This is a genomic window from Enterobacter sp. ECC-175 (genome assembly GCF_043968675.1).
In the GTDB taxonomy this organism is placed as follows: Bacteria; Pseudomonadota; Gammaproteobacteria; order Enterobacterales; family Enterobacteriaceae; genus Enterobacter.
Map to the genome: position 1 here is coordinate 3,203,758 of NZ_CP143776.1, position 19,724 is coordinate 3,223,481.

Here is a 19,724-nt window from a genome sequence, read left to right on the forward strand (position 1 = left end):
TAATTCGTCCGGAGTTACCTTCATGACCGCCCATTCCCCCGATTTAATTAGCGAACTTCTGCGCGGCATGCGCCTGTCCGGGGTGAAATACCGGCGGATCGAGGCCAGCGCACCGTTTGGCGTGGCGTTTCACCAGTCGCCCGGCAAGGCGCAGTTTCACTTCGTGAGCCGCGGCACGGCGCTGCTGCGCATGGAGAGCGGCGCGACCTTTGCGCTCGGCGGCGGCGACGCGCTGTTTATCCCCAACGCTAACGCTCACGTGCTGCTCTCGGACGAACAGGCCGAGGTGACGCCGGTCAACGCCTTCCCCAGCGAGGCCATCTGCAATACGGTCTGCGCCATCTCCTGCAAGCCGTGCCCGGAGCGCGAGAACACGGTGATTTTCAGCGGCTGCATGGACTTTGAGCTTGGCGGCATGCAGCCGTTAATCAAGGCGATGCCGGAGGTGATGATGGTCAGCCGGTTGATGTCGACCTGGCCGGAGATCCACCCGCTGCTGGCCGCGATGGAGCGCGAGTCCATGACGCGCCAGGTGGGCTATGCGGGCATCCTCGCGCGCCTCGCGGACGTGGTGGCGGCGCTTATCGTGCGCGGCTGGGTAGAGGCGGGATGCGGCAAAGCGACCGGCTGGGTGCAGGTGCTGCGCGATCCGCGCCTGAGCCGGGCGATTTACGCCATGCACCAGCAGCCCGGCGTCAACTGGAGCGTGGCGGACCTGGCCAGGGAGGCCGGAACATCGCGCTCGGTCTTTGCGGAGCGTTTCCTCTCCGCCACGGGCACCACTCCGGCGAAATACCTTAGCGAGCTGAGAATGCGCCTCGCGGTGCAGTACATTCGCCACGAGCATCAGCCCATCGAAACCGTGGCGCTGCGCCTGGGCTACGGATCGCTGGCCGCGTTTAGCCGGGCGTTTAAACGGATTGTCGGGCACGCGCCGGGCGCGCTGCGGGAATCGATCCCATCCGCGGAGGAAATCTGACCGGGAAATCGTCTGGTTATGTGCAAAATGGGAGATGGAACACGCGAAGCCGCGCAAATTCGTCTAAGGTTTTCAGGTGATTGACAACAGTGGCCACGCTGCTCATCGAATACAGGAGAATAACCGATGACAAGACCTCATACACTCCGCCCCGCGCTTTTGCATCTTGCACTGGGAGGCGCTCTACTGGGATTTTCCGCGTGGGGTTACGCAGACGATCTGCCCGCGGGGCAGAAAAATTCCCCCGACGTTCTGCTCGGTCCCCTCTTTAATGACGTGCAGAGCGCGAAGCTGTTCCCGGATCAAAAAACCTTCGCCGACGCCGTGCCGAACAGCGATCCGCTGATGATCCTCGCGGACTACCGCATGCAGCGCGTCCAGTCCGGTTTCGATCTTCGCCGCTTTGTTGACCTGAACTTCACCCTGCCAAAAGAGGGTGAGAAATACGTCCCGCCCGCGGGCCAAACCCTGCGCGAACATATTGACGACCTCTGGCCCGTGCTGACCCGCACAACCGACAAGGCCGAGAAGTGGGATTCTCTCCTGCCTCTGCCAAAACCGTACGTTGTGCCGGGCGGACGCTTCCGCGAGGTTTACTACTGGGACAGCTACTTCACCATGCTGGGGCTGGCCGAGAGCGGCCACTGGGATAAAATCAGCGATATGGTGGACAACTTCGCCTATGAAATCGACACCTACGGGCATATTCCCAACGGTAACCGCAGCTACTATTTAAGCCGCTCCCAGCCGCCGTTCTTCTCGCTGATGGTTGAGCTGCTGGCAACCCACGACGAGGGCGCGCTGAAAAAATACCGTCCGCAGATGGAAAAAGAGTACGCCTACTGGATGGACGGCGTCGATGCCCTGCAGCCCGGACAGGCTAACAAGCGCGTGGTCAAGCTGGACGACGGCACGATCCTCAACCGCTACTGGGACGACAGCGACACGCCGCGCCCGGAGTCGTGGCTTGACGACGTGACGACAGCAAAAAGCAACCCGAACCGCCCGGCCACGGAGATTTACCGCGACCTGCGCTCCGCCGCCGCGTCCGGCTGGGACTTTAGCTCCCGCTGGATGGACGATCCGCAAAAGCTCGGCACCATCCGCACCACCAGCATTGTTCCCGTGGACCTGAACGCGCTGATGTTCAAAATGGAGAAGCTGCTGGCGCGCGCCAGCCAGGATGAAGGCGATGCCGCCAGCGCCAGCAAATACGACGCGGCGGCAAGCGCGCGGCAAAAGGCGATTGAAAGCCACCTGTGGAACAGCAAGGAAGGCTGGTACGCCGATTACGATCTCAAGAGCAAAAAGGTGCGCAATCAGCTGACGGCCGCGGCGCTGTTCCCGCTTTACGTGAAGGCCGCGGCGCAGGATCGTGCGGATAAGGTTGCGGCGGTTGCCTCCTCGCGCCTGCTCAAGCCCGGCGGCATTTCGACCACCACGGTCAACAGCGGACAGCAGTGGGACGCGCCGAACGGCTGGGCGCCGCTGCAGTGGGTGGCGGTAGAGGGGCTGCAAAACTACGGGCAGGACAAGGTGGCGATGGACGTAACCTGGCGCTTCCTGAAAAACGTGCAGCACACCTATGACCGTGAGAAAAAGCTGGTGGAGAAATACGATGTCTCCTCCACCGGGACGGGCGGCGGCGGCGGTGAGTATCCGCTGCAGGACGGCTTTGGCTGGAGCAACGGCGTGACGCTCAAAATGCTGGACCTGGTCTGCCCGAAAGAGAAGCCGTGCGACAGCGTGCCGGAGAATCAGCCTGCGGCGAATGACGAGGCTGCACCGCAGAAAAGTGCGGCGCAGTAAGCGAGCACTGCCGGGTGGCGGCTACGCCCTACCCGGCCTGCGCTGAACGTTCAGGCCCGGTAGGCATTAGCGCCACCGGGCTTTTTTTTAGAAGCTGTAGCTCGCCCCGAGCTGATACGTCCGGTCGCGCCCGATCCAGCAGTTGGTCGCGTCGTAGCAGGTTAGCGTCTCCTTGTTGGTGACGTTCTGCGCGCTGGCCTTGAGCGTCAGCCCCTTGAGCGAAGGCGAGATTTCCCCCATCTGATACGACGCCGCAAGATCGTACTGCGTCGTTCCGCCCAGCCTGCCCGCGTCGTTGGTCGGCGATATTTCCATCGGCCCGGTGTAGCGCGCGCCCGCGCCCAGGGTCAGCCCCTTCAGCGGCGTGCTGTCGAAGGCGTAGTCTCCCCACAGGTTGAACGCATTTTCCGGCACCTGCGTTGGGCGTTTGCCCTGATACTTATCGTCCTGCGTGTTGATGGCGTGGGTATAGGCGTAGTTAGCAATCAGCGTCAGGCTGTCCGTCGGGCGGCTGATTGCCGACAGCTCAGCCCCTTTCGATTCCACTTCCCCGGTCTGACGGTAGTTCAGGAAGCCCGGATCGGACGTCACCACGTTCTTCTGGCGAATGTTAAACACCGAGGCGGTGAAGGTCGTCGCGTAGTCGGCCAGCAGGTATTTCACCCCGCCCTCCACCTGTTTGCTGGTGGTTGGCTTGACGTCTTTTGCCGTCAGGGTGCCCTGCGGCGAGACGGGCGCAAAGCCTTCCGAATAGCTGATGAACGGGGACAGGCCGTTGTCGAACGCGTAGAGCGCGCCCAGACGCTTGGTCACGCGGTCCTGAGAGACCCACGCCTTGTCGCCGTTTTTCAGGTAGTCGGTCGTGACGGAGCGATAGTCGTCGTAGCGCAGGCTGGCCAGCAGGTTTAATCCGCCAAACTCAATCTGATCCTGAACGTAGTAGCCGTTTTGCTGGTAGCTAAGGCGGTTTTTCTGCGCCGTGTACAGCCCCAGCGCCCCCTCGTCAATCTGTGAATAGTCCGGATTGCGCATATCGATGCCCGGCGTCGCGGCCGACGCGTAGCGGTAGTGGAAGTGCGAATCCATCTTCTGGTAGTCAAAACCGGCCAGCAGGTGGTGCTGCCACTCGCCCAGCGCCACGGTCTTCGTCACCTGGTTATCAATATTGAAGCTCTTAAGATCCTCATCCGTGGTGTAGGCAAAGCGGTTCAGCTCATAAACCTCGCTGCCGGTGCCCGTGGCGTACACGCTGCGCTGGTGGGTATCGACGTCAAAGTAGCGCGCCTTCTGGCTGAATCCCCAGCCGCTGTCGAACTCGTGCTCAAAGCTGTAGCCCAACATCCACTGGCGCTGCTTAAAGCCGCTCCACTCATCCCCGGCGAAAGCGCGGCGATCGGCGTACTGCGAGCGCAGGTATGACAGCGGCAGCGGGTTAGACGGCGACAGGCTCGGGGTGTTTTGCGCCAGCGCGTCGACGGTGAGCCGCGTTTTGCCGTCCGGCTGCCAGGTTACGGACGGAGCCACCAGATAGTTTTCGTAGCGCGTGGTGTGCGGCTGGTCGTCGTTCTCCGTCGCTTTGCCCAGCAGGCGGTAGCTCCAGTCGCTGTCGGCAATCTGGCCGGTGGAGTCGAGATAGCCCTCCTTCAGATTGCGGTTTCCGGTGGTAAAGCCCAGCTCGGTTTTCGCCGCCTTCTGCGGCTTTTTACTTTGAATATTGACCAGGCCGCCCGGCGAGCCGCCGCCGTACAGCACCGAGGAAGGCCCTTTGAGGATATCGACGCTCTCAATCAGCAGCGGATCAATGCGCGCCTTGGTGTTGCCCGTGACGTTATACGGCAGCTGCAGCCCGTTATAGAACTCTTGGTCGACCGTGAACCCGCGGATTTTGTATTCGCTCATGTAGGAGGTGTTGCCGCGCACTTCTGTCGATACGCCCGGCGCGTAGCGGAGGATCTCGTTCACGGAGCTGGCGTGGCGCTGCTCGATTTGCGGGGCAGAGACGGTATTGATCACCTGCGGCGTTTTACTTTCGGCCACCGCGGACTTGGTGGCGCTGTTGGTCCAGGCGGGCAGGTCGCTTCCCTGCTCTGCGCCGGTAACCAGAATGGTGGATTCTTCAGCGAACGCGGGAATCTGCAATGCCAGCGCTACGGCTCCTGCCAGCGCGCCTGACGCGAAACGAGTGGTATTCATAGTGTCGTCTTGTTATATATAATATTGTGAACGACAATTATTATCATTTCGATTAGCAAATCAAGACAAAACAAAAAAACGGCCCTCCGAAGAGAGCCGCCTGAGATTTTTTATGCGCGCCTGAGCAGCCGAAACACGATCAGGACCACGACGGCACCGACCACGGCCACCAGGAAGCTGTGCAGGTTGAAGCCGCTGATGCTCCCTCCTACGCCGAACATCGTCGCCAGCCAGCCGCCAACAACCGCACCCACGACACCCAGGACACAGGTCAAGATAAAGCCGCCGCCGTCGCGCCCCGGCATAAGCAGTTTGGCGATAGCGCCGGCAATAAGACCAAAAACAATCCAGGCGATAATACCCATAGCGATGCCCTCTTGCAGATGAATGCATGCACAGAAGCCCTTCTGCGCAGGTTACTTAAGTATAGGCCATCGGCAGAAAATCAGTTTCAACTCACCGACTTAAATTGGCCTGCGCATAAAAAAAATCATCGGTTTGTATTAAGTTTCACCCCGCGCTGCCGATAACCCACAGACAGTCCGTCACCTAACGAGGAGCCATCTGGCGTGAGTCATTACAGTGAGCAGTTCCTGAAACAAAATCCGCTGGCTGTGCTAGGCGTGCTGCGCGACCTGCAAAAAGGCGACGTGCCGCTGCGCATCAGCTGGGCCAGCAGCCAGTTCATCAGCAAAATTCTGGACGCCTCGCCGGACGCGCTGATTATCGACCTGGGCAGCCAGGAGCAGGAAAACCGCGCCGCCCTGCGCGCCGAGAACATTTCGGTTACGGCGGAAACCCAGGGCGCAAAAGTCGAGTTCGTCCTGCCGCGTCTTGAGCCGAGCGTCTTTCAGGGGCTGCCCGCCTTTACCTCTTCGTTACCCACTAACCTGTGGTTTATTCAGCGCCGGGAATATTTTCGCATCAGCGCGCCTCTGCATCCCGCCTACTTCTGCAAAGCCAAAATGCCGAACAAAAATGAGATCCGCTTTCGGCTTTTCGACCTGTCTTTAGGCGGCATGGGCGCGCTGTTGGACACGCCCAAGCCCGACGGGCTGGTCGAGGGCATGCGCTTCTCGCAGATTGAGCTGGATATGGGGGGATTTGGCCGCTTCTGGTTCGACGCCCAGCTGATTGCCATCAGCGAGCGCAAGGTGGTGGACGGTAAAAATGAGACCATTACCACCCCGCGATTGAGCTTCCGCTTTCTGAACGTGGGGCCTGCGGCCGAGCGTGAGCTTCAGCGCATCATCTTCTCGCTGGAGCGCGAGGCGCGCGAGCGCGCTAATAAGGTTCTGTAAGGCGCGTCGGGCAGGATGGCCGCCCGACGGCGGCATTACATAGCGTCCATCGCTTTCTGCACTTTCCAGATGTAGCGAGGCGCCTGCGGTGCCGGGTGGTTTTTCGCGACGTGCTCGACGAACTCGTCTTTGTCCATGTCGTTAATCTCCTCGATGGCTTCCTTACGATCGGACGAGAAGGTGCGCAGCAGCGCCCCTGCCCCGTTGACGTAGGAGACCACCAGCGCGTACTGCATCACCTCGGGATCTTCAATCCCCTTCAGCACGCCGTGTTCAAGTATGCTCAGATACGCCGTACCCATAGAGATGTTACGCTCCGGGTTTTTCAGCTCGCTGGTCGACGGCTGCCCGCTCCAGCCCATATAGCGGTAAACCTCTCTGCCCGCCGTTGACGCCTTAATCTGCATCAGGCCCACCGCGTTCGATTTGCTCACCAGCGTAGGGTTACCACCGGACTCCACGGCGATGATCGCCGTGATCAGGCGCGGGCTGACGCCCCAGGCTTTCCCGGCCTGCTCGCTGATCGGCATCCACTGCATGGCGCGTTTCACCGGCACCTCAGGATTCCAGGGGGGATTTTTGTAACCCTGCTTTGAACTACAGCCAGCCAGCAGCACAATCAAAAAAGCAAACCATCTCAATTTCACGTCATCTATCCTTATAGCCGGTGATCGCGGTACGCCCCCCTTGAAGCGGGCAGCGGATAAGCGGCATGATATAGACTATTCGCTTCTCATTCAGCAAGGAATTGCCATGTCTCAGATTCATCTTATCGCCCCCTCCGGCTACTGCATCAATCAGGAGGCAGCGCAGCGGGGCGTCCAGCGCCTGCGCGAATCCGGCCACCGGGTGGAAAATCAGGCAATCCTTCCCCGCCGCGCCCAGCGGTTTGCCGGGACGGAAGCGCAAAGGCTGAACGATATCAACGGCCTGGTGAATCTTGAGGGCGCGAACAACATCGTGCTGGCGGTGCGCGGCGGCTACGGCGCCAGCCGCCTGCTGGAGAGCATCGACTGGCAGGGGCTGGCCGCGCGCCAGCAGCGCGATCCGCTGCTGATCTGCGGGCACAGCGATTTCACCGCCATCCAGCTTGGGCTGCTGGCAACGCATAACGTCATCACCTTTAGCGGCCCGATGCTGGCCGGGAACTTCGGCGCGCCGGAGCTTAACGCGTTCACCGAGGAGCACTTCTGGCGAGCGCTGCAAAACCCAACCTTCAGCGTGGAGTGGCAGGGCAGCGGGCCGCAGTGGGCGTGCGAGGGCCAGCTGTGGGGCGGAAACCTGGCGATGCTGGTCTCGCTTCTCGGCACGCCGTGGCTGCCGCAGATTGAGGACGGGATCCTGGTGCTGGAAGACATCAACGAACACCCGTTCCGCGTCGAGCGCATGCTGCTGCAGCTCTATTACGCCGGGGTTCTGGCGAAACAGTCGGCGATTATTTTAGGCAGCTTCAGCGGCTCAGAACCTAATGATTATGACGACGGCTATACGCTGGAAACGATGGTTGATTTTATCCGCTCGCGCCTGGATATTCCGGTCATTACCGGGCTGAATTTCGGCCACGAGCAGCAAACCGTGACTCTGCCGCTCGGCGCGCAGGCCTCCTTTGTGCACGATAATTCCGGCTGCAGATTAACGTTAAGCGGACATCCGGTCATAAAGGCATAAAAAACCAATCATTCCGCCTTAATTAAACGCTGTTCGTGCCGTTAATATGTTAGGGTTTTAATAGAGACAGCTTGATTAAGGTGGGAGTAAAACAACATTGGATGCCGCAGCAATAATTAGCCTTTTCATTATCGGTTCGGTCCTCGTGACCTTTAGCATTTTATTAAGTTCTTTCTCATCGCGCCTCGGCATACCCATCCTTGTGATTTTTCTCGCTATCGGCATGCTCGCCGGTATTGACGGCATCGGCGGAATTCCGTTCGATAATTATCCCTTTGCCTATATGGTGAGTAACCTCGCGCTGGCGGTGATCCTGCTGGACGGCGGGATGCGCACCCAGGCCAGCTCGTTTCGCGTCGCGCTCGGTCCGGCACTGTCGCTGGCAACCGTGGGCGTGCTGATCACCTCCGGCCTGACGGGCATGATGGCGGCGTGGCTGTTTCATCTGGACATCATGGAAGGCCTGCTGATCGGCGCCATCGTCGGCTCGACGGATGCGGCAGCGGTGTTTTCGCTGCTCGGAGGCAAAGGGCTGAACGAGCGCGTCGGATCTACGCTCGAAATTGAGTCCGGCAGCAACGATCCGATGGCGGTCTTTCTGACCATCACCCTGATTGAGATGATTCAGCAGCACGAAACCGGGCTGAGCTGGCTCTTTGCCTGGCATATCCTGCAGCAGTTTGGGCTGGGGATTATCCTCGGCCTCGGCGGCGGCTACCTGCTGCAGCAGATGATCAACCGCATCTCCCTCCCGGCGGGCCTCTATCCCCTGCTGGCGCTGAGCGGCGGGATCTTGATTTTCGCGCTGACGACCGCGCTCGACGGCAGCGGCATTCTGGCGGTGTATCTCTGCGGCTTCCTGCTCGGCAATCGCCCTATTCGCAACCGCCACGCCATTCTGCAAAACTTCGACGGGCTGGCCTGGCTGGCGCAAATCGCCATGTTCCTGGTCCTCGGCCTGCTGGTGACGCCGTCCGACCTGCTGCCGATTGCCATCCCGGCGCTGATTCTTTCGGCGTGGATGATCTTCTTCGCCCGCCCGCTGTCGGTGTTTGCGGGCCTTCTGCCGTTTCGCGGGTTTAACCTGCGCGAGCGCGTCTTTATCAGCTGGGTCGGACTGCGCGGCGCGGTGCCGATCATCCTTGCCGTTTTCCCGATGATGGCCGGCCTTGAAAACGCCAGGCTATTCTTCAACGTGGCGTTCTTCGTGGTGCTGATCTCGCTGCTGTTCCAGGGTACCTCGCTCGGCTGGGCGGCGAAAAAGGCGAAGGTCGTCGTGCCGCCGGTTGGCCTGCCCGTTTCGCGCGTGGGGCTGGATATTCACCCGGAAAACCCGTGGGAGCAGTTTGTTTACCAGCTCAGCGCGGACAAATGGTGCGTGGGCGCGTCGCTGCGCGATCTGCATATGCCCGCCGAAACGCGCATTGCCGCCCTGTTCCGCGACAACGTCCTGCTGCATCCAACCGGCAGCACGCGCCTGCGCGAAGGGGATATACTGTGCGTTATCGGGCGCGAGGCGGATCTTCCCGCGCTGGGCAAGCTGTTCAGCCAGTCGCCGCCCGTCGCGCTGGACCAGCGCTTCTTCGGCGATTTCATTCTGGAAGCCAGCGCCAAGTTCGCCGACGTAGCGCTGATCTATGGCCTGGACGAGGGGCTAGAGTACCGCGATAAGCAGCAGACGCTGGGCGAGATCGTTCAGCAGCTGCTGGGCGCAGCCCCCGTCGTGGGCGACCAGGTTGAGTTCGCCGGAATGGTCTGGACGGTGGCGGAGAAAGAGGATAACGCGGTGCGGAAAGTCGGCGTGAAGCCGATGGACGAGGAGTCGGAGTAGCTCTTTATTGCCGGGTGGCGCTTACGCTTACCCGGCAGAACCGATGTTACACCGTCACAACCGGCACCCGTGGTGCCAGCGCGGTCAACAGCTCGTACCCGACCGTTCCCGCCGCGGAGGCCACATCGTCAATCTTGATTTCGTTGCCCCACAGCTCGACCGGCGAGCCGATCCCCGCCTGCGGGCACGGCGTTAAGTCAACGGCCAGCATGTCCATTGATACCGTACCGACCGTTCCGGTCCTCACGCCGTCAACCCATACCGGCGTGCCGGTAGGCGCGATGCGCGGATAGCCGTCCGCATAGCCGCCCGCCACGATCCCAATGCGCTGCTCGCCCGATGCGCGATAGCGGCTGCCGTAGCCAACCGTGTCTCCCGCCTTCAGCGTCTGCACGCCGATGATTTCGCTGCGCAGGGTCATGACCGGCCTGAGGCCGCTATTGGCAACGTCCTGCCACTGGCCGGACGGGGATGCGCCGTAGAGGATTATGCCGGGGCGTACCCAGTCGTAATGGGCTTCCGGGTGCCACAGCGTCGCGGCGGAGTTGGAGAGCGAGCGCGGGCAGTCCAGCCCTTCCGCGGCCTGCTCCACCCGCACCATTGCATCGACTATGCCATCCGGCTTTTCCGCATCGGCAAAGTGGGCCATCAGCGTCATCTCGCCCACGTTCTTTAGCCCGCGCAGCTGCTGCCAGACCGTGTGCACCCGCTCGGGCTGAAAGCCCAGGCGATTCATGCCGCTGTTGACCTTAAGGTAGATATCCAGCGGCGCATGCAGCTTCGCATCCTGGAGGGCTTTCACCTGCCAGTTGCTGTGCACGCTGGTGGTGAGCCGGTATTTATCCAGCAGCGGAAGGTCGCCCGCGTGGAAGAACCCTTCCAGCAGCAGAATCGGCCCCTTCCAGCCGCGCTCGCGCAGCAGAATGGCCTCCTCAAGATTCAGCAGGGCAAAACCGTCGGTGGCGCCGAGCGCGCTCCAGATGCGGTCGATACCGTGGCCGTAGGCATTCGCTTTCACCACCGACCAGACGCGGGAACCCGGCGCGGCGCGGCGGACAATTTGCAGGTTATCCTTCAGGGCCTGCAGGTCCAGCTGAGCCAGAACAGGACGGGACATGACGACTCCTTAGCTATGCGCGCCGTGAAGATGCCGGGCGCGCGAAGGGGTAAACCCCGATTGATAGCGCGCGACGCTGAGATCGTCAAACGGAATTGCCGGCGTGCGTCCGGAAATGAGGTCGCTCAGCAGCTGGCCGGAACCGCAGGCCATCGTCCAGCCGAGCGTGCCGTGGCCGGTGTTGGTCCACAGGTTTTTAAACGGCGTGCGGCCCACGATCGGCGTGCCGTCCGGCGTCATCGGACGTAGCCCGGTCCAGAAGGTCGCCTCCTCAACGGTGCCGCCGCGCGGGAAGAGATCGCCCACCACCATCTCCAGCGTTTCGCGTCGCGGCTGCAGCAGCTCGGTGTTAAAGCCCACGATCTCCGCCATGCCGCCCACGCGAATGCGGTTATCAAAGCGGGTGATCGCGATTTTGTAGGTTTCATCCAGAATGGTGGAGACCGGCGCGCCGCTGTCCTCTTTAACCGGCAGCGTCAGCGAGTAGCCCTTCAGCGGGTAGACGGGAATATCGAGAATGCCCTTCAGCATCGCGGTGGAGTAAGAGCCAAAGGCCATCACGTAGGCGTCGGCCTTAATCACCTCTTCCCCGCACTTCACGCCGTAGATGTTTTGCCCTTCTGACAGCAGCTTGTCCACGGCGGTGTTAAAGCGGAACGTTACGCCCGCCTGCTCGCACATCTGCGCCAGGCGCTGGGTAAAGAGCTGGCAGTCGCCGGTTTCATCGTTCGGCAGGCGCAGGCCGCCGGTCAGCTTGTGCGCCACTTCCGCGAGCGCGGGTTCAACCTGGCCTAGCTGGCTCGCCTCAAGAAGCTGGTACGGGACGCCCGCGTCTTCGAGAACGGCGATATCGCGGGTGGCGTTTTCATACTGCTGCGCGGTGCGGAAAAGCTGAAGCGTACCGCCCTGGCGCCCCTCGTAGGCGATGCCGGTAGAGGCCCGCAGCGCCTTCAGGCAGTCGCGGCTGTACTCCGCCAGGCGCACCATCCGCCCCTTGTTTTCCATGTAGTGGCGGGTGTCGCAGTTGCGCAGCATCTGCCACATCCACTTAAGCTGGAACTGGGTGCCGTCGAGGCTGATAGCCAGCGGCGCGTGGCGCTGAAACATCCATTTGATCGCCTTCAGCGGCACGCCCGGCGCCGCCCACGGCGCGGCGTAGCCGGGAGAGATTTGCCCGGCGTTCGCCGCGCTGGTTTCCAGCGCGGGGCCCGGTTCACGATCGATGACGGTAACCTCATGCCCCGCCTGACTTAAATACCAGGCGCTGGTTACGCCAACCACACCACTTCCCAGTATGACAACACGCATAGCCACTCCGTTAATGAGCAAAAGAACAATCTTCTAATTACAGATTGATAACCTAGATGAAAATATTATTCAACATACGGCTTTTTTATGGTGACATACCTCACATCTCTCCCTGCGGGCGGGGATAGCGGTTATTTGGAATCTCCTGCTGCGCGTTATTTTTAACCAGAATAATATTCTGTCGACACGGCGTTATTTGCGGTATCGAAAACGCGAAATCGCAAAGAAAAAATTTCTGCTTAAGCACGCTTTTCAACGCGTTGTTCTATGCTTGAAAAGAGGTTCTCCAGTCAGAGAGAGCCATCCACAATGAGGGCGCGCTAATGGCTACTATTGATTCCATATCCAAGGACAACACTCGTCTGAGCGATGGACCCGACTGGACCTTCGAGCTGCTGGACGTCTACCTCGCCGAGATCGACCGGGTCGCCAAACTCTACCGCCTCGATACCTATCCGCATCAAATCGAAGTCATCACCTCCGAGCAGATGATGGATGCCTATTCCAGCGTCGGGATGCCGATTAACTACCCGCACTGGTCGTTCGGTAAGAAATTCATTGAGACCGAGCGGCTCTACAAGCACGGCCAGCAGGGGCTGGCGTATGAGATCGTCATTAACTCTAATCCGTGCATTGCCTATTTAATGGAAGAGAACACCATTACCATGCAGGCGCTGGTGATGGCGCACGCCTGCTACGGACATAACTCCTTCTTTAAAAACAACTACCTGTTCCGCAGCTGGACGGACGCCAGCTCTATCGTCGATTACCTGATTTTCGCCCGTAAATACATCACCGACTGCGAGGAGCGCTACGGCGTGGACGAGGTGGAAAAGCTGCTCGACTCCTGCCACGCGCTGATGAACTACGGCGTTGACCGCTACAAGCGTCCGCAGAAGATCTCCCTCCAGGAGGAGAAGGCGCGGCAGAAGAGCCGAGAAGAGTATCTGCAAAGCCAGGTGAATATGCTCTGGCGCACCCTGCCGAAGCGTGAGGAAGAGAAAACCGTCGCCGAGGCGCGCCGCTATCCGTCGGAGCCGCAGGAAAACCTGCTCTATTTCATGGAGAAGAATGCCCCGCTGCTGGAGCCGTGGCAGCGTGAGATCCTGCGCATCGTGCGTAAGGTAAGCCAGTATTTCTACCCGCAGAAGCAGACGCAGGTGATGAACGAAGGCTGGGCGACCTTCTGGCACTACACCATTCTTAACCACCTCTATGACGAAGGCAAAGTCAGCGAGCGCTTTATGATGGAGTTCCTGCACAGCCATACCAACGTGGTGTTTCAGCCGGCCTATAACAGCCCGTGGTACAGCGGGATTAACCCGTACGCGCTCGGCTTTGCCATGTTCCAGGACATTAAGCGCATCTGCCAGTCGCCGACGGAAGAGGATAAGTACTGGTTCCCGGATATCGCCGGGTCGGACTGGCTGGAGACGCTGCATTTTGCGATGCGCGACTTTAAGGACGAGAGCTTTATCAGCCAGTTTATGTCGCCGAAGATCATGCGCGACTTCCGCTTCTTTACCGTGCTGGACGACGACAGAAATAACTATCTGGAAATTTCCGCCATTCATAACGAGGAGGGCTATCGCGAGATCCGCTCCCGCCTCTCTTCCCAGTACAACCTGAGCAACCTGGAGCCGAATATTCAGGTCTGGAACGTGGATCTGCGGGGGGATCGCTCCCTGACGCTGCGCTATATCCCGCACAACCGCGCGCCGCTGGACAAAGGGCGCAAGGAAGTGCTGAAGCACGTTCATCGCCTGTGGGGGTTTGACGTGCTGCTGGAGCAGCAAAACGAGGATGGCAGCGTCGAGCTGCTGGATCGCTGCCCGGCGCGGTTGAATACGCTGTAGTGGAGGCTCTTGAGCCGGGTGGCGGCTGCGCCTTGCCGGCCTATGGAGTTTGTAGGCAGCGTCACACGACGAAAAAAAACCTCTCATTCGAGAGGTTTTTCTTTTAGCGCGTCTGAATCGCTAAATCACCCGGCAGGGTTTTCTGCATCCGGTGCCAGATCTCGCCGGAGTCACGTCCGTAGCAACGAACGGTGTCATACACCCGATCGTGCTGGGCGGAGGAACAGAGTTCGCTCAGCTTGTGATAGAACCCCAGCGCCAGGCTGCGGGCTTCCGGGTTGGCAAAATAGTGGCGGCCAATGCGGGTGTAGAGCCCCTTCATGCCGTTAAGAATCAGGCCATAAATGGGGTTGCCGGAGGCGAACGCCAGGCCGCGGAAAATGTTGTAGTCAAGCGCCGCGAACGCATCGGCATGATCTTCCACCTCGTTGGCGCTGGCCAGCACCTTAAGCGCGTCTTCAGGATGCTGGCGAAACGCGGTGCGGATAAAGATGGTGGAGATGTTGGTACGCACAGAGAGCAGGTTATCAATCAGCTGGGGCACGCTCTCGTGGTCAAGGCGCGCGAGCGTTTCAAGAATATTCAGCCCGGAGGTTTCCCAGAAGTTGTTCACCTTGGTTGGCTTGCCGTGCTGAATGGTCAGCCATCCATCGCGCGCCAGGCGCTGCAGCACTTCGCGCAGCGTGGTGCGGGTGACGCCAATCAGTTCAGAGAGTTCGCGTTCAGCAGGTAGAATTGATCCCGCGGGGAAACGATTATTCCAGATGCTTTCAATGATGTACTCTTCCGCGAAACCCGCCGGGCTCTGCGCCTTAATAACCATAGTGAGATTTCCATTACACAGCTTTAGCAAATGGCACTCATCATACCAGAGGCGGGCAGAGGCAGATAGCGCAGCAAGGAGAGAAAAGAGGGATCGTCGTTTCATTTTTATGAAATTTACGCGACGGCGTATACTGATGTTTTGTCTTCGTTGACGGTGAAGGACATCTGTCGTGGAAATTTCTGTTGGACGCGCTCTGTGGCGCAACTTTTTAGGTCAGTCACCTGACTGGTACAAACTGACGCTGCTGGTCTTCCTGGCGGTCAATCCCCTTCTCTTTCTGGTTAACCCTTTCGCTGCCGGGTGGCTGCTGGTGGGTGAATTTATCTTCACGCTGGCGATGGCGCTGAAATGCTATCCGCTGCTTTCGGGCGGACTGCTGGCATTTGAAGCAGTCGCCATCGGCATGACCAGTGCCGAACACGTTAAAGAAGAACTGGCGAGCAATCTTGAGGTTCTGCTGCTGCTGATGTTTATGGTGGCGGGGATCTACTTTATGAAGCAGCTGCTGCTGTTTATCTTCACCCGCCTGCTGCTGAGCATTCCGTCTAAAACAATGCTGTCCGTGGCCTTCTGCCTGGCCGCCGCCTTCCTGTCCGCGTTTCTTGACGCGCTGACGGTGGTTGCGGTGGTGATTAGCGTCGCCGTCGGGTTTTACGGCATTTATCACCGCGTGGCCTCGTCTCGTCCGGGAGAAGATCTTCAGGACGACAGCCATGTGGACGTACACAACCGTGAGGTGCTCGAGCAGTTCCGCGCGTTCCTGCGCAGCCTGATGATGCACGCGGGCGTGGGTACTGCGCTGGGCGGCGTGATGACCATGGTGGGCGAGCCGCAAAACCTGATCATCGCCAAAGCGATGGGCTGGAACTTCGGCGAGTTCTTCCTGCGCGTGGCGCCGGTCAGCGTGCCGGTATTAGCCTGCGGGATCGCCACCTGCATCCTGGTGGAGCGCTTCAAGGCATTCGGCTACGGCGCGCAGCTGCCGGAGCCGGTGCGCCAGGAGCTGGAAAAGTTCGACCGGCAGAGCCGCAGCCAGCGCACCCGCCAGGAGACGCTGCGCCTTGTCGCCCAGGGCGTGATTGGCCTGTGGCTGATTGCGGCGCTGGCGTTTCACCTTGCCGAAGTCGGCCTGATTGGGCTTTCCGTTATCATTCTGGCTACCACCTTTACCGGCGTAACGGACGAGCACGCCATCGGCAAAGCGTTTACCGAAGCCCTGCCGTTTACCGCCCTGCTGGCCGTATTTTTCGCCGTTGTGGCGGTCATTATCGACCAGCAGCTGTTTTCGCCGATTATTGCCTACGTGCTGCAGGCGGAGACGGATGCGCAGCTGACGCTGTTTTATTTGTTCAACGGCCTGCTCTCGTCGATTTCGGATAACGTATTTGTCGGTACGGTCTACATCAACGAGGCAAAAGCGGCGATGGAGCACGGGACGATTAGCGCCGGTCAGTTTGAGCTGCTGGCGGTGGCGATCAACACCGGAACGAACCTGCCGTCGGTAGCAACGCCAAACGGACAGGCCGCATTCCTGTTCCTGCTGACCTCCGCGCTGGCGCCACTCATACGACTTTCTTATGGAAGAATGGTCTGGATGGCGCTGCCGTACACGCTGGTGTTAACCCTGGTCGGGCTGCTGTGCGTCAAAATTACCCTCATTCCCTATACGCAATGGTTAATACAAGCGGGTATACTTGCTGCGCCTTAAACCTTATGTTTCGGGCAGTTCGCTGCCCGTTTGACTTTTCGCACGATAAACATCCGATTACGCTTTATTTCTTCAGGTTCGGGTGGCGCGAAAAACGAATTGGTTTACACTGCGCTTTCTAAGCATGTTCCAGGGAAATGATTATGTTGAGATTTTTAAACCAGTGCTCCCGCGGTCGCGGAGCGTGGTTGTTGATGGCCCTGACCGCCTTTGCGCTGGAAATGGTCGCGCTGTGGTTCCAGCACGTGATGGGCCTCAAGCCCTGCGTGCTGTGCATCTACGAGCGCTGCGCGCTGTTCGGCATTATGGGCGCGGGTCTGGTGGGTGCCATTGCGCCGAAATCCCCGCTTCGCTATGCCGGTATCGCTATCTGGCTTTACAGCGCGTGGAAAGGCATTGAGCTTGCCTGGCAGCACACCATGATGCAGCTGCATCCGTCGCCGTTCATGACCTGCGATTTCGCGGCCCGCTTCCCGGGATGGCTGCCGCTGGACAAATGGCTGCCGCAGGTGTTCGTCGCGTCCGGTGATTGCTCCGTTCGCCAGTGGGAATTTTTAACGCTGGAGATGCCGCAGTGGCTGGTGGGCATTTTTGTCGCCTACTTCGCGGTTGCCCTGCTGGTGCTGGTTGCCCAGGCGTTTAAACCGAAGAAACGCGATCTGTTCGGAAGATAAAAGCGTAGCGTTTGCGCCCTCTCCCGTGCGAGAGGGTTAGGATGAGCGCATCAGGCCGCACGGCCACAATAAAAAACCCGCCTCGGCGGGTTTTTTCATCTCAACGGGTGGGGTGATTCATGATGTGATCTTCCCAGTCCTGCACCTCGGACTCTTTCACCGCAATGTGGCGCACGGAAATCCGCTCGCCGTGCATCGCCGCTTTAGACCCCGTCAGCAGCGGATGCCAGGCCGGCAACGCCTTCCCTTCCGCCAGCAGGCGGTATGCGCAGGTGTGCGGCAGCCATTCGAACGTCGGCAGGTTATCGCGGGTTAATTTGATGCAGTCTGGCTCAAACTCAAAGCGGCGCTCGTAGTTGCGGCACTGGCAGGTTTTGATGTTGAGCTGCTTGCAGGCGACGTTGGTGAAATAGATTTCGTCGGTGTCTTCATCCATCAGCTTGTGCAGGCAGCACTGCCCGCAGCCGTCACACAGCGATTCCCACTCCGCGTCCGTCATGTCGTCAAGCGTTTTGGTTTGCCAGAAAGGGAGTTCGTTCATCAGGATGTCCACACGTCAAAAGAAAGCGCACCTTATAACGAGTCTGGCACGATGATGCAAGTTTTGCCGCCCTTTCACGGCGGCAAGAGGCTTTTACAGCACGCGGGTTTTCAGCGACAGACCGTTAAAACTGAGCTCCAGTTCGTCACCGACGCTCAGCGGGCCCACGCCTTCCGGCGTGCCGGTCAGGACCACATCGCCCGGCTTCAGGGTAAAGAAGCGGCTCATGTAGGCTATCAGCGGCACGATCTTGTGGATCATGTCTGCCGTCGTGCCCTGCTGTCGCACCTGGCCGTTGATCTTCAGGCCGAGCGCGGTATTTTGCGGGTCGCCCTCAAAATCTGCCGCAGGAATAAAACCGGAAATCGGGCATGCGTTGTCAAACGCCTTGGCCTTTTCCCACGGCTGCCCCGCCTTTTTCATTTTTCCCTGCACGTCGCGCAGGGTGAGATCCAGCGCCACGCCGTAGCCGGCGATCGCTTTCTGCACATGCTCTTCGGAGGCCTGACGCAGCGTCGCGCCAATCAGCACCGCCAGCTCTACCTCATGATGAACGGACCCCAGCCCCTGCGGCAGTACCAGCGGCTGGCGGAGATCGCACAGCGCGGTTTCCGGCTTGATAAACAGCACCGGCTCTTCCGGCGTCGCACTGCCCATTTCCTGGATATGTTTTGCATAGTTACTGCCCACGCAAACCACTTTGCTTACGGGATAATCCAGCAATGCGCCCTGCCAGTTATGATGTTGATACATGGTCGCTCCCTAAACGGTTGTTGTGTTACGCCCGAACGTCCGCGGATCTATTTCTTTCCGTTCACCTCAAGGTGCTGTTTTAATAAATTCTCGGGCGGGGGTGGAAGCTGTAAATAATAGCCTTGATCGGTTAAGGCCATTTTTACTTTTTCCAAATCAGCATTGACCAATTTTTTACGACCGTCCAGCGGCAGCAGCATCGCCAGCTGCGGGCGCCCGAAACTCTTCATTAATTCTTCAGGCACGCGTGAAAAATCGTCTTTCTTTTCGACATAAAGGTAGGTCTGGTCACGGCTTGTACTTCTGTAGATCACACAAAACATGTTTTTACTCTGAATTAATGGGTGGCGGCTTGCCTCAATATACTCCTGACTATAACATGCCTGATACTCTTCGGAATATCGCAGCGCGTTGCTGCGGTTAATAGCAAATTGAGTAAGGCCAGGATGTCAAACACGCCCATCGAGCTTAAAGGCAGTAGCTTCACCTTATCAGTGGTACATTTGCACGATGCAAAACCCGAGGTTATTCGTCAGGCGTTAGAAGACAAAATCGCCCAGGCTCCCACTTTTCTTAAGCACGCCCCTGTTGTGGTCAACGTCAGCGATCTTCATTCGCCCGTCAACTGGAATCAGCTTCAGCAGGCCGTGTCATCGACAGGGCTGCGCATTGTCGGCATCAGCGGCTGCAAGGACGTTGAGCTGAAAGCGGAAATTGAACGCGCGGGTCTACCGCTTCTCACCGAAGGTAAGGAAAAAGCGCCCCGTTCTGCGCCCGCCGCCGCTCAAACACCGCCGCCTGCGGTACAAAACGTTACGCAACTCACAAAAACGCGATTGATTGATGTGCCGGTTCGTTCCGGTCAGCGAATTTATGCGCCAAACTCTGATTTGATTGTCACCAGCCACGTTAGCGCTGGCGCTGAACTGATTGCGGATGGCAACATACACGTCTACGGTATGATGCGTGGCAGAGCACTCGCGGGCGCGAGCGGCGATCGAGAGGCACAAATATTTTGTACTCACCTGACGGCGGAACTGGTTTCCATTGCAGGTGAATATTGGCTGAGCGATAAAATCCCAGCCGAATTTTATGGCAAAGCGGCGCGTCTGCAGCTGGCAGATAACGCTTTGACCGTTCAACCGTTGAATTGATCCCTT

The 19,724-nt window shown here is 59.1% G+C and carries 18 protein-coding genes; 9 read left to right on the top strand and 9 right to left on the bottom strand.

The window, feature by feature from the left end; genetic code table 11:
• The first annotated feature begins 22 nt into the window (after positions 1 to 22).
• Together V1599_RS15260 and V1599_RS15265 are read left to right on the top strand one after the other, a co-directional pair.
• Positions 23 to 979, top strand: coding sequence for an AraC family transcriptional regulator (locus tag V1599_RS15260; RefSeq protein ID WP_395300355.1), 957 nt, complete (start codon positions 23 to 25; stop codon positions 977 to 979).
• 126 nt (positions 980 to 1,105) lie between these two features.
• Complete coding sequence (locus V1599_RS15265) at positions 1,106 to 2,788, top strand: alpha,alpha-trehalase (RefSeq protein WP_395300356.1); 1,683 nt, start codon at positions 1,106 to 1,108, stop codon at positions 2,786 to 2,788.
• Between the two features lie 87 nt (positions 2,789 to 2,875).
• Here the strand turns inward: V1599_RS15265 and V1599_RS15270 are convergent, their stop codons facing one another.
• Positions 2,876 to 4,981, bottom strand: coding sequence for a TonB-dependent siderophore receptor (locus V1599_RS15270; RefSeq protein WP_395300357.1), 2,106 nt, complete (start codon positions 4,979 to 4,981; stop codon positions 2,876 to 2,878).
• 110 nt (positions 4,982 to 5,091) lie between these two features.
• Positions 5,092 to 5,346 carry a GlsB/YeaQ/YmgE family stress response membrane protein gene (locus V1599_RS15275; RefSeq protein WP_112012487.1) on the bottom strand — a complete coding sequence of 85 codons (255 nt, stop codon included), beginning with the start codon at positions 5,344 to 5,346 and terminating at the stop codon, positions 5,092 to 5,094.
• Between the two features lie 204 nt (positions 5,347 to 5,550).
• Here V1599_RS15275 and V1599_RS15280 point away from each other — a divergent pair, with 204 nt between their 5' ends.
• Positions 5,551 to 6,282, top strand: coding sequence for a flagellar brake protein (locus V1599_RS15280; protein ID WP_395300358.1), 732 nt, complete (start codon positions 5,551 to 5,553; stop codon positions 6,280 to 6,282).
• Between the two features lie 35 nt (positions 6,283 to 6,317).
• On the opposite strand, the gene emtA is transcribed toward V1599_RS15280, so the two are convergent.
• A complete protein-coding gene (gene emtA / locus V1599_RS15285) occupies positions 6,318 to 6,929 on the bottom strand; it encodes a membrane-bound lytic murein transglycosylase EmtA (RefSeq protein WP_395300359.1) in 612 nt (203 codons plus the stop codon).
• Between the two features lie 106 nt (positions 6,930 to 7,035).
• Between emtA and ldcA the strand changes: the two genes are divergently transcribed.
• Entirely contained in the window at positions 7,036 to 7,950 is a 915-nt protein-coding gene (gene ldcA / locus V1599_RS15290; protein WP_112012484.1) for a muramoyltetrapeptide carboxypeptidase, read from the top strand.
• Positions 7,951 to 8,047: 97 nt separating this feature from the next.
• On the top strand, positions 8,048 to 9,781 hold the full coding sequence (locus tag V1599_RS15295) for a potassium/proton antiporter (RefSeq protein WP_112012483.1): 1,734 nt from the start codon (positions 8,048 to 8,050) through the stop codon (positions 9,779 to 9,781).
• Positions 9,782 to 9,827: 46 nt separating this feature from the next.
• Here V1599_RS15295 and dadX read toward each other — a convergent pair whose 3' ends face one another.
• Both dadX and V1599_RS15305 read right to left on the bottom strand, forming a co-directional pair.
• Positions 9,828 to 10,898 carry a catabolic alanine racemase DadX gene (dadX, locus tag V1599_RS15300; RefSeq protein ID WP_112012482.1) on the bottom strand — a complete coding sequence of 357 codons (1,071 nt, stop codon included), beginning with the start codon at positions 10,896 to 10,898 and terminating at the stop codon, positions 9,828 to 9,830.
• Positions 10,899 to 10,907: 9 nt separating this feature from the next.
• Positions 10,908 to 12,206 carry a D-amino acid dehydrogenase gene (locus V1599_RS15305; protein ID WP_395300360.1) on the bottom strand — a complete coding sequence of 433 codons (1,299 nt, stop codon included), beginning with the start codon at positions 12,204 to 12,206 and terminating at the stop codon, positions 10,908 to 10,910.
• Between the two features lie 323 nt (positions 12,207 to 12,529).
• Here V1599_RS15305 and V1599_RS15310 point away from each other — a divergent pair, with 323 nt between their 5' ends.
• Positions 12,530 to 14,062, top strand: coding sequence for a SpoVR family protein (locus tag V1599_RS15310; protein WP_395300361.1), 1,533 nt, complete (start codon positions 12,530 to 12,532; stop codon positions 14,060 to 14,062).
• A gap of 103 nt (positions 14,063 to 14,165) precedes the next feature.
• Here the strand turns inward: V1599_RS15310 and fadR are convergent, their stop codons facing one another.
• On the bottom strand, positions 14,166 to 14,885 hold the full coding sequence (gene fadR / locus V1599_RS15315; protein WP_395300362.1) for a fatty acid metabolism transcriptional regulator FadR: 720 nt from the start codon (positions 14,883 to 14,885) through the stop codon (positions 14,166 to 14,168).
• A gap of 172 nt (positions 14,886 to 15,057) precedes the next feature.
• Here fadR and nhaB point away from each other — a divergent pair, with 172 nt between their 5' ends.
• Both nhaB and dsbB read left to right on the top strand, forming a co-directional pair.
• On the top strand, positions 15,058 to 16,596 hold the full coding sequence (gene nhaB / locus V1599_RS15320) for a sodium/proton antiporter NhaB (RefSeq protein WP_112012478.1): 1,539 nt from the start codon (positions 15,058 to 15,060) through the stop codon (positions 16,594 to 16,596).
• A 143-nt stretch (positions 16,597 to 16,739) separates the two neighbouring features.
• Positions 16,740 to 17,270: a disulfide bond formation protein DsbB gene (gene dsbB, locus V1599_RS15325; RefSeq protein ID WP_112012477.1), complete on the top strand. Its 531-nt coding sequence runs from the start codon at positions 16,740 to 16,742 to the stop codon at positions 17,268 to 17,270.
• A 100-nt stretch (positions 17,271 to 17,370) separates the two neighbouring features.
• On the opposite strand, the gene V1599_RS15330 is transcribed toward dsbB, so the two are convergent.
• From V1599_RS15330 to V1599_RS15340, 3 genes are all read right to left on the bottom strand, one after another.
• Entirely contained in the window at positions 17,371 to 17,811 is a 441-nt protein-coding gene (locus V1599_RS15330) for a YcgN family cysteine cluster protein (protein WP_112012509.1), read from the bottom strand.
• Between the two features lie 93 nt (positions 17,812 to 17,904).
• Positions 17,905 to 18,564, bottom strand: a complete 660-nt coding sequence (locus V1599_RS15335; protein WP_112012476.1) for a fumarylacetoacetate hydrolase family protein — start codon at positions 18,562 to 18,564, stop codon at positions 17,905 to 17,907.
• Between the two features lie 47 nt (positions 18,565 to 18,611).
• Entirely contained in the window at positions 18,612 to 18,887 is a 276-nt protein-coding gene (locus V1599_RS15340; RefSeq protein WP_112012475.1) for a YcgL domain-containing protein, read from the bottom strand.
• A gap of 123 nt (positions 18,888 to 19,010) precedes the next feature.
• Between V1599_RS15340 and minC the strand changes: the two genes are divergently transcribed.
• Entirely contained in the window at positions 19,011 to 19,718 is a 708-nt protein-coding gene (minC, locus tag V1599_RS15345) for a septum site-determining protein MinC (protein ID WP_112012474.1), read from the top strand.
• Positions 19,719 to 19,724: the final 6 nt, after the last annotated feature.